This window comes from Pseudomonas sp. NPDC089758 (assembly GCF_044748705.1).
GTDB lineage: Bacteria > Pseudomonadota > Gammaproteobacteria > Pseudomonadales > Pseudomonadaceae > Aquipseudomonas > Aquipseudomonas putida_X.
This window is the reverse complement of the sequence record NZ_JBIVGN010000005.1, coordinates 189,302-201,515: the sequence shown is the minus strand read 5'-3', so window position 1 is coordinate 201,515 and position 12,214 is coordinate 189,302. Positions and strand designations below refer to the sequence as shown.

Here is a 12,214-nt window from a genome sequence, read left to right as displayed (position 1 = left end):
CTTCAGGACTTTTCCAGGTTGGCCAGAATCTTTGCATGCACGCGCATGCACACATCCAGGTCAGCCTCATCAACCCCGGTGAACAATTCCAGGCGCAAGGCATTGGCGATGGTTTCGATCTGTTCGATCAGCGGCTTTGCCGGAGGACACAGCTGGATCTTCTTCGCCCGCCGGTCCTCAAGCACTGCCTGGCGTCGAACCAGGCCCTGGCTTTCCAGGCTGTCCAGCAGACGCGCCAAGGTCGGGCCTTCAACGCCGACGCTTTTGGCCAGCTCGCGCTGGGTAGGCGCTTCTTCGAAACGAGCCAGGTGCAGCAACACCAGCCAGCGCGCCTGGGACAGATTGAGCCCGGCCAGGCGGCGATCCAGTTCGGCGCGCCAGCCACGGGACATCTGGGCCAGCTGCATGCCGAAACGGTGTTGGTTGTCGGTCAGGGGCATAAACAACTCATTGACTAGAACTAATTATTAGTCAGCTAACCATGCCCCGGGCCATCAGGCAAGGCTGCCCCGCCCGGAAATGTCTGAAAGTCGTCAAAAAGGATGACATTGATCAGTGGATGTCCGAAATGTCTTCCATCATCAGAGCTCGAACTCAGCCGCCAACGCGGCACGCACGCAGTACAGCACCCCTTCGGGCAGGCGCGCGCCGAACAGCGGGGCAATGGCCGAGACCGGCGGCAGCTCGCCTTCGCCATCGAGGAAGGCATCCTGCACCTCCATCAGCAAGTCTTCTGGCAGGTCCAGCGCCTGGTCCAGGCTCAGCTCCTGACGGCCGATGGCTTCGGCCAGCAAGCTGTAGACGTTCTTTTCGCTGCAATTGAGCTGGCCGGCGATTTGCGCCGGGGTCATGCCGGCACGGGCCAGGCTGACCAGTTCGTGGCGCAGATCGAGTACCACCTTGGGCGCCTCCGTGGTGCCACCGGCGTCATTGAGCACTTCGAGGAAGGCCTGCCCGTAGCGCTCCAGCTTGCGCGCACCCACGCCGCTGACCTGGGCCATGTCGCTGAGGCTGGTAGGCTGGCTACGCAGCATCTCCAGCAGCGTGGAGTCCGGGAAGATGACATAAGGCGGCACGCTGTGCTCTTCGGCCAGCTTGCGGCGCAACGTGCGCAGCGCGTCCCACAGTTCGCGCTCCTCGGCGCGCACCAACTGGCTGGCCGGGCTGCCGCCGCCCGAGGACGTTTTCGCCACGGTCTGGGGCTTTAGGTCGCGACGCAACTGCAAGGTCACTTCGCCGCGCAGCAGCGGCCGGCAGCTGTCGGACAGGCGCAGGCCACCGTAGCCTTCCAGGTCGATGTCGACCAGGCCGCGCGCCACCAACTGGCGGAACAGCGAGCGCCATTCGACCTCGGCCATCGCCTTGCCAACACCAAACACCGACAGTTTCTCGTGGCCGAAATTGCGTACCTTTTCGGTATCCTTGCCAAGCAGCACATCGATCAGGTGGCCGACACCATACCGCTGGCCGGTACGGAACACCGCCGACAGCGCCTGGCGCGCAGGCTCGGTGGCGTCCCAGGTCTGGACCTGGTCGACGCAGTTGTCGCAATGCCCGCACGGCTGTTCGAGGACTTCATCGAAATAGGCCAGCAACGCCTGGCGGCGACAACGGGTTTCCTCGCACAGCGCCAACATGGCATCGAGCTTGTGTTGCTCGACGCGCTTGTGACGCTCGTCCCCGTCGGAGTTCTGCAGCATCTGCTTGAGCATCACCATGTCCTGCAGGCCGTAGGCCATCCAGGCATCGGACGGCAAGCCATCCCGGCCGGCACGCCCCGTCTCCTGGTAGTAAGCCTCGAGCGACTTGGGCAGGTCGAGGTGGGCGACGAAGCGCACGTTGGGCTTGTCGATGCCCATGCCGAAAGCGATGGTGGCGACCATGATCAGCCCTTCCTCGTTGAGGAAGCGATGCTGGTTGGCCGAACGGGTTTCAGCAGCCAGGCCGGCGTGGTACGGCAGCGCCGGGAAGCCTTGGGCGCACAGGTAGGCGGCGGTCTCATCGACCTTCTTGCGTGACAGGCAGTAAACGATGCCGGCATTGCCGCGGCGCTCGCCGAGGAAGGCCATCAACTGCTTGCGCGGCGACTCCTTGGGCACGATGCGGTAGAAGATATTGGGCCGGTCGAAGCTCGACAGGAAGCGCTCGGCGCCCTGCAGGTGCAGGCGCTGGACGATTTCCTCACGGGTACGCATGTCGGCGGTGGCGGTAAGGGCGATGCGTGGCACATGCGGGAAAAGCTCGGCCAGCTGGCCCAGTTGCAGGTATTCGGGGCGGAAGTCGTGGCCCCATTGCGAAACGCAGTGGGCCTCGTCGATGGCGAACAGGGAAACGTCCAGGCCGCGCAGGAAATCCAGCATCCGCGGCTGCACCAGGCGCTCAGGCGCCAGGTACAGCATCTTCACTTCACCGCGGCGCAGCCGCCCGGCCAGATCACGCTGCTGTTCGGCACTGAGGGTGGAGTTCAGGGCCGCGGCCGCGACCCCGAGTTCATCGAGCGTGGCGACCTGATCGTCCATCAGCGCGATCAGCGGCGACACCACTACGGTCAGGCCCGGGCGCAATAACCCCGGCACCTGGAAACACAGCGACTTGCCGCCGCCGGTGGGCATCAGCACCAGGGCATCGCCACCATTGGCCACGCATTCGATGATTGCTGCCTGGCGCCCACGGAAACTGTCGTAGCCGAAGATATCCTTGAGAACGCGCTGAGCCTGTTCGAGCATGTGCAACTCCACAAATCGCCGTACCATCCTGGACACAGGCTGGACGAAAAACCCGCTCCGCACACGCCAAATGCGTAAGCGGCTTTTGCCAGAAGCCGGGGAAACCCGCCCCTGGGTGAAAAACCGCGAAGTATACCCCAGTGCCAGCCTGTACAGGATGCCCGGTGACAGACGTTCCCTTTGCCCCGCCATCGCCGCAAGGTGCTAGAATTCACTATCGTTTATTCCCCAAGGTAGCCCTGTAATGTCCTTCGCCGAGCAACTGACCCGCCTGCAAGCCTTCCTCGACGCCGACGAGCTGCACGAAGAAGCGCTGGACTACGTCGCCGCCCACGGCTACCTGACCGCGCTGTCGATCTGCTCGGAAGACGTCCCCGAGCGTGAATGGATCGACGCGCTGTTCGCCGAAGAGCCTCATTACGCCAGCGATGCCCAGCGCACCGAGATCGAAGCTACCTTGGTGGCACTGAAGGGCCACATCGCCCGTCAGCTGGCCAGCGACGAAGAATTCGACCTGCCGTGCGACCTGGACCTGACCGACGAGCCGGACGACTCCGACCTGCGCGGCTGGTGCATCGGCTTCATGGAAGGCGTTTTCCTGCGTGAAGAGGCCTGGTTCGAGAACGCCGAAGAAGAAGTCAGCGAGATGCTGCTGCCGATCATGGTCGGTTCGGGCCTGTTCGACGAGCAACCGGAGTTCGCCGACATCGCCAGCAACGCCAACCTGCAGGACGACATGATCGTGCAGATCCCAGAGGCGCTGAGCGCGTTGTTCCTGCTGCTGCACGCGCCTGATGAGAAGCCTGCGCTGCTCAAGCCCCGCCACCACTGAGTCGGCTGTGCGCTACCTGCTGCTGGCCATCGGCTGGCTCAGCGTTGCGCTGGGGGTGCTGGGGATCTTCCTGCCGGTGTTGCCCACCACCCCTTTTCTGCTGCTGGCGGCGGCCTGCTTCGCCCGCAGCTCGCCACGCTTTCATCACTGGCTGGTCAACCACCCCACCCTGGGGCCGTGGATCCGTGACTACCTGAGCGGTGAAGGTATCCCCTTGAAGGGCAAGGTATACGCCATCGGCCTGATGTGGGCGAGCATCGGCCTGTCGTGCTTCCTGGTACCCCTGTTTTGGGCGCGGGCATTCATGCTGACCAGTGCGGTGCTGGTCAGCCTGTATATTCTGAAGCAGAAGACGTTGCGCAAACCTGAATGAGTTGGCCCTGTTGCCAACGGGTACTTCCTGTTGATTAATTGTTGCCGTTTATTTTCACTGCAACAATTACAAACATATATTGGCGACAATTCCTACATCATTTTAGGACGCCAAAATCTGCACTAAGATTCAGTTCCCCGTTAGTGTTAGGTCCACAGCTAAAACATGGACACTAACAGTGCGCGAGGATTACCAATGCCAGATAAAACGAGGCGTTGCACTGAAACGGACGATTCGAACCTTCCTCCTTACGACGTAACCGAGCGCCGAGCAAATCTGCTGCTCAAACAGGCGGTGTGGGGCGATCCCCCCTCATCGGCTCAAGGCTCTTCAGCGGGCCCTGAAATCAACGTTTGCGGCTATCCAGCCGACCCGCAATTCCAGCTGAGGGGCGGCCACAGCAACCTGATGGTCGATGCAGCCATGCCGCTGTTCGGCCTGGCCATGCGCCTTCGCACCCTGGACGCACTCCCCCATATCGCGGCGCTACGCCAGCAGGTGCACACGCAGATTTGCGCCATTCTCGAAGAGGTGGGCCAGCGCGGCTACGACGCTATCCAGATGCAGGCCTACTCCTATGCCTTGTGCCTGCACCTCGACGAAATCGTCATGGCCACACCGTGGGGCAGCAACTCCGTCTGGAGTGGCCGAACATTGCTCAGCGATTTTCATCAGGACACTCAGGGTGGCGAAAAAATATTCGCGGTGCTTTCGCGCATGATGCAAGAGCCTGAGCGTTTCCAGGATGTTCTGGAATTTCTCTACTTGTGCCTGTGCTTTGGCCTGAAAGGCAAGTACGCCCTAGAGCCCAAAGGCGATGAACTGCTGGACGCACTGATAACGGAACTTCACGGCATCATCCGCCAACTTCGCGGGCCCGTGCCTGAAGACGTTTGCGACCCTTATACCAATGTCGTCATGCGCCCGTACAAAAAGCCACGCGATTGGCTGCCTTGGTGGAGTCCATTGGTGATATCGGCTTTGGCCATGGTAGCTGCGTACAGCTATTACAGCTACCGCCTGGGCCTGCTCACCGCAGAAGTACTCGAATCGCTCGACCTCATTTTGCAGCAGTAGCTGGAAAAGTGCTTCCAGGAGGAACCGTGTCTAGCCAATCCGATCTGCGTTACACCTTTGAGCCGCTCGTGGGCGATGGCGAATTCGATGTGGTGTCGTTCACCCTCAAAGAGGAACTGAGCCAGCCGTTCACCCTGACGCTGGAACTGGTCAGTTTCGAGCACGCTGTCGACTTCGGTCACCTGCTCGACAAACCTGTGCTGTTCACGATCTGGCGTGACGAGCGCCCGGTGCGTTATGTGCACGGCCTGGTCAGCAGCTTCACTCAAGGGGAGACCGGCTTTCATCGTACGCGCTACAAAGCGCTGGTCGAACCGCAACTGGCCCGGGCCAGCCTGCGCTCGAACTGGCGCATCTTCCAGCACAAAACCACACGACAGATTCTTGAGCTGATGCTCGAACGCCAAGGCATTACCCGGTCCCAGTTCATTATCAGAAACGACGACCCACCCCGCGAGTTTTGTGTTCAGGCCGGCGAAACTGACCTTGACTTCTTCGCCCGCCTGGCAGGCGAGGCAGGGTTCGTCTATCGCTTCAAGCACACCGCTGAACGGCACGAACTGGTCATCACTGACCGGGTGCTTTCGCTGGGCACGATCAGCGTGATCAAGGATAGAGAGCTGGCCCCCGCCGAGCGCGATGAAACCGCAGCTGGCTACACCGTGCTGTACAACCCAAACAGCGGCGGCTATCAGGCCGAACCCTGCCTGCGTCGTTTCCACTACAGCGAACAAGTACGCACAGCACGCCAGGTGCAACGCGACCATACCTTCACCAACCCCGAGTACCGCCAGGAGCATCGCGCCACCGGTGCTCACCTCGAGCACCAGTCCAAGGCGTACGAACGCTTCGATTACCCCGGCCGCTACAAACGCGACGCGGTCGGCAAGCCCTTCACCGAAACCCGCATCACCGGTTTGCGCCATGACGCACGCGTTGCCGAGGTCGAAGGCGATGACGAGCGCTTGCAACCCGGCCTGAGTTTCAACCTCGTCAACCACGAGCGTGACGACCTCAACGTGCACTGGCGCGTGAAAAGCGTGGCCCACGAAGGCATCCAGTACTCCAGCTTGGAGGACGAAGCCGCTGGTGCCGAGCAGGGTACCCGTTACCAGCAGACTGCAGTACTGGTACCCGGCCGCTTCGAGTGGCGCCCACAGCCGCTGCCCAAACCGCGCATCGATGGCCCACACATGGCCACCGTGGTCGGTCCGGCCGGCGAAGAGATCTATTGCGATGAGTGGGGCCGGGTCAAGGTCAGCTTCCCCTGGGACCGGGAAAGCAAGAACAACGAGTTCAGTTCCTGCTGGGTGCGTGTTTCGCAAGGTTGGGCCGGTGGGAGCTGGGGCTCGATGGCCATCCCGCGCATTGGCCAGGACGTGATCATCCACTACGTCAACGCCGACCCGGACCAACCGATGATCACCGGGCGCACCTACTGCGGTAATCAGCTGCCCCCTTACGACTTGCCACAGCACAAGACGCGCATGACCATCAAGAGCCAGACTCACAAGGGCACAGGCTTCAATGAGCTGCGCTTCGAGGATGAGCTGGGGCGCGAGGAACTCTATATCCATGCGCAACGGGACCAGAACATAGAAGTCGGCAACGATGAGTCGACCTGCATCGGGCGCAACCGTGTAGAGCAAGTGGGCAATGATGAACAGCTGAGTGTTGGCAACAATCTTTGCCAGGACATAGGCCAGGACCGCACCGAACGGACGGGGCGAACGTGCAAGGTGAAGGTTGGCTACGACCTGATCGAGCACGTCGGCAATGACCGCTGCGAATCCACGGGGGTCAATCACTCTGTCACCATCGGAGGTCAAAGCGCACTACTCGTCAAAGGCGGCCAGAAGATCAGCGTCGGCGATGGCGTGGATCAGCAAACGACCGTCTACCAGCTCCGCGCCAGCGAACGTATCGAGTTCAGAAGCCCGGGGGGCAGCATCGTGCTGGACGCCGAAGGCATCACCCTCAATGGCCTGTCACTCACCCTGCTTGGGCCGACCAAAGCCGGGGCAAAAGGCGCTGGAAACGCCCTGGCACTGGACCTCGCCGCCGTTACCGGCAGCCAGTGCGAGGAACGACGCCGATGAGCACAGAAGCCTTGCTCCAACTCATCGCCGACTACCACACCCCAGAGCTGCACTGCCATGTACTGATCGACCCGCTGGCAATACCCGAGAACAGCGACCAATCCGTGCTTTCACACTTGAACAAAGCGTTGGGGGAAGGTGCGATGAGTCGGGTGATTCGAGCCGACTTGCCCCATGCCCCGCAGCTGCACCCCGTGCTGGCCTGCCTGTCATCACCCGGCGCGAAACCGAGCCTGCCACTGCTGAAGATGACTGCTCATGCAGCACAACGTGATAACCAGCGCCGAAAGCGCCACGTGTGTGGCTGGTTGCTGAGCGAAGCACCGGCACCGGTAATCGCTGCGCACCTGGCGGCGCTGTGCCGGCTTCCCGGTTCCGCAAGCGAGCCCCGTTTCTACCCCCTCTACGAACCCGTGCGCCTCGAGCTGCTGGCTGCGAGCTTCGAACACGTGGAGCGCGGGCCTTGGTGGCCGATCGAGCACTGGCTGTTCGTGAGCAGCGGCGCGCAGCTGGCTGGTTTCAGCGGTGAAGCCCGTCCTCGCAGCGGCTTGCCTGCGTCCGCCTTGCGCATTCAGGACGACGTGGCGTTGATAGAAATGCTCCTCGCGGCCTGGCGAGCCCTGCCATCAGACCCTGCTGATCCGAAGCCAAGGCCGCTACCGGCGTTCGCTGCGGTAAAAGCCTCCAACCACATAGATGACGCTCGCAGGCTGGGCTTGAGCGCAACCGATGACATCCTGGTTTTCGCCCTGTACCACCTGTACCTGCACCCTCGCCTGCACGCCGCGCCCTACGTGCGCCAGATCATCGACGCCGCTGTGCAACAGCAACGTCCCCTCGCGCCACTGCTCGCCCGCCACGACGATGCGCACTGGCGGCAAATGATCGCCACCCTTGGCCCTTCAGAGGTTCGCCCATGAGCATCAGCCAACGCGTCGCCACCGCCCTCGCCGAAGCCGCAGTCTCGGTCGACCCGTGCAGGGCCTGTGAGCGGCAAGGCCTGCCGATCCTGCCACTGCGCCGCGCCCTGGTGCCCGACACGCGCCCGGGCTACGCCGGCACCGTGGCCGGTGAGCCCCATGTCGAGACCCGAATGGGGCTGCGCACCTTGCGCTCCGGTTACCTGTACGTGCTGCTCGACCAGCGCATCTGGCAGGCCTACGAGGTCACCGACCAAGGCCACCTGCGCCGCTTCAACCCCTACGAGCCACCGCCCGGCCCGCCGCCTTCGCTGCCCGCCCGGTGCCTCAACGAAAACCACGATATCCCCTCGTCTTTTCTCACCCTCGACAGCGAAGCCTACGGCTCGGCCTGGCTGGCCTTTTCCAGTGACGCCTGGCCGCGCAGCGTGCTGGATGCGTACAAGCGCGGCCATGCACCTGCGCAGCGTTTCGAGGGCCTGGACCTGGTTCAGGCGCGTGAGCACCCGCAACTGCTGGGCTTGGCGATGACCCCGGACAACCTGCAGGTAGACAAGCAGGTCTTTGAATACGCCCAGCAGCTTTGCGCCCCCTTCGACAGTGCACATGGCTTTCACAGCCGGCTGTTGCGCCGAACCGCCCTGCGTGGCTTCGTGGTCAATGCCATGAACAGGCACCAACTCGAACAGGGCGTGCTAGCCGTGGTGCTGGATGACACGGTCGGGCTGGTGCAGGAGTACAACCATCAGCGCCTGAGCTGGCTCGTCAAACGCCAGGCATGGCGCGAGGACCCGCTGCGCGCCTACCAATTCCAGACATCGCAAATTCTGCAGATCATTCGGGCTACGCACAGACAGTGGGCGGCGCAGCAGGTCGCGCCGTTCGGAGCCCCCACTACAGGTGATGGGGCACCGGCCTTTGCTGCGCCCGAGGTGGAGAGGCAACGGCTCGTCGCGGTGCAGGAGCAACAAAGCGATAAACGCCTTGAGGAGCGCTACCACGAGCCCCAGCGTGCCGCGTTCCAGGACGAATACGATCGGCAGGAACGCCAGTTCCAGGCCTATATCGACCAGAACGCCAACGCCTATGCCGAACGCTGCCAAAGCCAGATGTTCACGCTGATCGAGCAATACGACTATGACGGCCATGACCGTGAGTCCGGCGTGGCCTACAGCAAGACCATGGCCGGTTGCCTGGCTGGCGGCGTCACCGAGGCGGCTGCAACCAGCGCAGCGCATGGCCAGCCGTCCTCCGGCACCAGCGAAGCGCTGTGGCTCAAATGGCTGCAGGACCCAAACAGCCCACCCTACCGCGCCGTGTTGCTACGCAATGAATTTCTACTGGCGGCACTGCTGCCCAGTTTTTCCGCCAGCGCCCCCATCAACTGGAACGACAGCGAAAAGCTCTACGCGGCGTTGAGCAAGATGATCACCAGCGAAGAGGGTCGTCTTCACCTGCGTCATCAGCTCAATCAGGCGGTCGCGCAAACTCAAGGCGCGTTGAATGCAGCCAGTCAACGCCTGCAGGCCCTGCTCGGCCCAGGTATCCAGCAAGCCGTGCGACATCTGAACAGCGCCAGTCAGTACCTCTATAACGGCGTACACCTGGTCGAGCTGCAGGTAAAGATGAAACTGGGCGAGTACTACGCCCTGCAGAGCGCGCACCTTCGGGAATTGCAAAACAAGGCAAGCGCCACGCTGGCCAAAGCGCGAGACCGGATGATGCCTAGTCTCGAAGAACTGAAAGCCGGCGCCCAGATGAACGCCCGCAAGGTACAACCGATTATCCAGAGCAGTTTGTTGAGCCTAGCGGTCCTCGATCCCAAGGTGGCGCATACGCTGATCGACGTCAGCGTCTGGGTCGAGGGCAAGGCTGAGGTGTTGCGAGAGCAGCTGCTTCAGGAGGTCAGCCAGAATGTGAACCAGCTCAGTCACGCGGCGCAGATGAGCCTGGTAGACATACGGGTCGCGGCGGGCACGTTGGAGCCCGGTGCGCGGAAAATGCTCGAGGGGATACGGATCAGCGCGCTGCAGGCGTCGCAGATGGTGCGACGCAGTTTTTCTGGGCTGAAGGGGGTGGCGGGAAGTGGAGAGTTGCTGCTCACGCTGGGCGGGTTGTATTTGCTGAGTGACAGCCTGGGCAAGAACCTGAAAAAAGTGGAAGAGGAAACTGGGGCGAAGTCTACAGAGGCGACGCTTGCGCTCTATGGATCTAGCGCAGGGATTATTGGGGGTGGGATTCAGGCATTAGGTCTCGTTATTCAAAAATACAATCCTACCAGAGTCGCCGCTGGACAATCGATTTATCGAGCTGGGGCGATTATCGGTGTTGCAGTGGGAGTGATCGACACATTTCAGTCAATACAGGCGATTAGACGCAATGCTCGTTCAGGTGATACCCGTGCCAGCGTGTATCACTCCACCGCCGCATTATTTAATACAGCCGGGGCGTATGCGGCATACCAAGCGATATTAAAAGCCTCGCTACTAGGACCATTAGGGTTCGCCGTCGCACTGGGATTGATCGCCTACAGCTTCAGTAAACACGCGATAAATAATGAGTCTACACCGCTCGAGCTTTGGGTCAAGCGATGCCATTTTGGAGCCGCTGATGAAACGCCTCCTGTACACTGGCATTCACCGAATGACGCCGATATTGCTTTTTCCGAACTCAATGCGGCAACTCTGGGCATCAGCGGTGCCCTTAAGTTCAAAACTCAGTGGACAGCCCCAACCACTACCTCAAAAAGTAAGGGCATTATCAGCCTCAAAGCACGACACGTCTTGGAGTTCAGCTTTGCACTCCCTGACTTCACCGAGCACATTTCAAGCTACCATTGGATTTTGGTAATCCATCGTCATGGAGATGGTAAAGCACCACAGTTTAGCGGTGGGGAGATACTCATTAATGAGATGAACTATACGCAGGCAATCTCGAAGAGGATGCGTACACTCAGCGAGCTAAATGTCTCTACCGCACCTAACCCCCTCGACTACTTCAAAGATAGCATTGAGTTTACGAGGCCCAAGCGCAAAGCAGAACAAAGTCAGCCTGACGAAGAAAAGTATGTGACCGTCAGTGGTTCGGTATCACTATCGACGCTGGGAAGCCACAATATTAAAGCCGCAACGCTCTGTTTGAGCTATTGGCCAGATCGCGACATCCCAAGTGCATATGCGGAAATTGAGCTACAGGAGATCAACGTATGACTTTGCCCGCCAGAGCTTTCGGCTGGAAATATGATTTACCCGACCCAGCCACCCCTTCAGATTTTCGCCCAGTGATAGAAGAATTTCTGGCACCACCAAGCCATATTGACTCAATATACATTGAGCTTCCGAGATCGATATTCAAAATCAGAGGCTACGACCCTATTGTAGGCGGCTCAATCTTGCTCGTGGGGTTAATTACGCTGATCTCGTTCATCTACAACGATTTCACCTCCACCACCAAAGCAGACGCTGGTGGACTGCTCATATTTGCAGCCAGTTATGCTTTTGTTTTTTTCTTCATATTTGCGCAAATACGCATGGACCTTACATATCCGCGCAACGAGCCTATTCGTTTCAACAGACTTCGCCAGAGGGTTTATTTCTATCAATACAGGCATGATCAACTTCATCCCTTTGGTTGGAAAAACTGGGGCGTTAAACCTGTGGCCTACGACTGGGAACAGCTTACCGCCGAGGTCTATAGTGTTTATTCCCCAATGGGATACGGTGGGCGAGCTGAGAAAGTCATGATCTCGGTCCGCAAACCAGGCACTGACGAAGTGATCGACCGCGTTTTTTTCGCCGGTAATATTGAACAGGGCAAAAAATTCTGGGCACTTGCGAGGATTTTTATGCAGGAAGGCCCGGACGCCCTCCCAGCATTTACCCACGCGCCTACGGACTGGAACAGTGATGATCTGCGCAACCCATTTCATCGTCTAGCCCCCAAAGTCCAATGGCCACCCGAAATGGATCTTGAATCCCGCACCGCTCCCGGCCAAGGAGAACAACCATGAATTCCGTCGTCCTGGTAGATCACCGCCATGACTGCCCAAAACATGGCATTGGCGTAGTGGAAAAAGGCAGCGCCCACTACACCTTCAATGGCAAGGCCGTTGCGCGAGTACGGGCACAGCCCCCGCCCCGCTGCTGACCTCGATGGTCGAGACCACATCGCCCCCCTGTGCCGCTGGC

The 12,214-nt window shown here is 60.3% G+C and carries 10 protein-coding genes; 8 read left to right on the top strand and 2 right to left on the bottom strand.

The window, feature by feature from the left end:
- Positions 1–2: 2 nt before the first annotated feature.
- Together ACIPZH_RS09280 and recQ are read right to left on the bottom strand one after the other, a co-directional pair.
- Positions 3–440 (bottom strand): MarR family transcriptional regulator, encoded by a 438-nt coding sequence (locus ACIPZH_RS09280; RefSeq protein WP_241804662.1) that lies wholly within the window; start codon positions 438–440, stop codon positions 3–5.
- Between the two features lie 141 nt (positions 441–581).
- A complete protein-coding gene (recQ, locus tag ACIPZH_RS09275; protein WP_267817868.1) occupies positions 582–2,726 on the bottom strand; it encodes a DNA helicase RecQ in 2,145 nt (714 codons plus the stop codon).
- A 244-nt stretch (positions 2,727–2,970) separates the two neighbouring features.
- Between recQ and ACIPZH_RS09270 the strand changes: the two genes are divergently transcribed.
- The 8 genes from ACIPZH_RS09270 to ACIPZH_RS09235 all read left to right on the top strand — a co-directional run bounded on the left by ACIPZH_RS09270 (position 2,971) and on the right by ACIPZH_RS09235 (position 12,173).
- On the top strand, positions 2,971–3,558 hold the full coding sequence (locus tag ACIPZH_RS09270) for a YecA family protein (RefSeq protein ID WP_012315632.1): 588 nt from the start codon (positions 2,971–2,973) through the stop codon (positions 3,556–3,558).
- 7 nt (positions 3,559–3,565) lie between these two features.
- The gene (locus ACIPZH_RS09265; protein WP_400636008.1) at positions 3,566–3,931 is read left to right on the top strand and encodes a YbaN family protein; all 366 of its coding nucleotides are present in this window, start codon (positions 3,566–3,568) and stop codon (positions 3,929–3,931) included.
- Between the two features lie 195 nt (positions 3,932–4,126).
- Positions 4,127–5,008 (top strand): type IVB secretion system protein IcmH/DotU, encoded by an 882-nt coding sequence (gene icmH / locus ACIPZH_RS09260; RefSeq protein ID WP_400636007.1) that lies wholly within the window; start codon positions 4,127–4,129, stop codon positions 5,006–5,008.
- Between the two features lie 26 nt (positions 5,009–5,034).
- Complete coding sequence (locus ACIPZH_RS09255) at positions 5,035–7,107, top strand: type VI secretion system Vgr family protein (RefSeq protein WP_400636006.1); 2,073 nt, start codon at positions 5,035–5,037, stop codon at positions 7,105–7,107.
- Entirely contained in the window at positions 7,104–8,027 is a 924-nt protein-coding gene (locus ACIPZH_RS09250) for a hypothetical protein (protein WP_400636005.1), read from the top strand. Before ACIPZH_RS09255 ends, ACIPZH_RS09250 begins: the two co-directional genes overlap by 4 nt.
- On the top strand, positions 8,024–11,236 hold the full coding sequence (locus ACIPZH_RS09245) for a T6SS effector BTH_I2691 family protein (protein ID WP_400636004.1): 3,213 nt from the start codon (positions 8,024–8,026) through the stop codon (positions 11,234–11,236). The genes ACIPZH_RS09250 and ACIPZH_RS09245 overlap by 4 nt, the downstream gene beginning before the upstream one ends.
- Positions 11,233–12,036 carry a DUF6708 domain-containing protein gene (locus tag ACIPZH_RS09240; RefSeq protein ID WP_400636003.1) on the top strand — a complete coding sequence of 268 codons (804 nt, stop codon included), beginning with the start codon at positions 11,233–11,235 and terminating at the stop codon, positions 12,034–12,036. Before ACIPZH_RS09245 ends, ACIPZH_RS09240 begins: the two co-directional genes overlap by 4 nt.
- Complete coding sequence (locus ACIPZH_RS09235) at positions 12,033–12,173, top strand: hypothetical protein (protein ID WP_400636002.1); 141 nt, start codon at positions 12,033–12,035, stop codon at positions 12,171–12,173. The genes ACIPZH_RS09240 and ACIPZH_RS09235 overlap by 4 nt, the downstream gene beginning before the upstream one ends.
- Positions 12,174–12,214: the final 41 nt, after the last annotated feature.

Excerpts from the sequence above, each read along its gene's own strand:
- ACIPZH_RS09280 (WP_241804662.1), bottom strand. The coding sequence starts at position 440 with ATGCCCCTGACCGACAACCAACACCGTTTCGGCATGCAGCTGGCCCAG.
- recQ (WP_267817868.1), bottom strand. The coding sequence starts at position 2,726 with ATGCTCGAACAGGCTCAGCGCGTTCTCAAGGATATCTTCGGCTACGAC.
- ACIPZH_RS09270 (WP_012315632.1), top strand. The coding sequence starts at position 2,971 with ATGTCCTTCGCCGAGCAACTGACCCGCCTGCAAGCCTTCCTCGACGCC.
- icmH (WP_400636007.1), top strand. The coding sequence starts at position 4,127 with ATGCCAGATAAAACGAGGCGTTGCACTGAAACGGACGATTCGAACCTT.
- ACIPZH_RS09250 (WP_400636005.1), top strand. The coding sequence starts at position 7,104 with ATGAGCACAGAAGCCTTGCTCCAACTCATCGCCGACTACCACACCCCA.
- ACIPZH_RS09245 (WP_400636004.1), top strand. The coding sequence starts at position 8,024 with ATGAGCATCAGCCAACGCGTCGCCACCGCCCTCGCCGAAGCCGCAGTC.
- ACIPZH_RS09240 (WP_400636003.1), top strand. The coding sequence starts at position 11,233 with ATGACTTTGCCCGCCAGAGCTTTCGGCTGGAAATATGATTTACCCGAC.
- ACIPZH_RS09235 (WP_400636002.1), top strand. The coding sequence starts at position 12,033 with ATGAATTCCGTCGTCCTGGTAGATCACCGCCATGACTGCCCAAAACAT.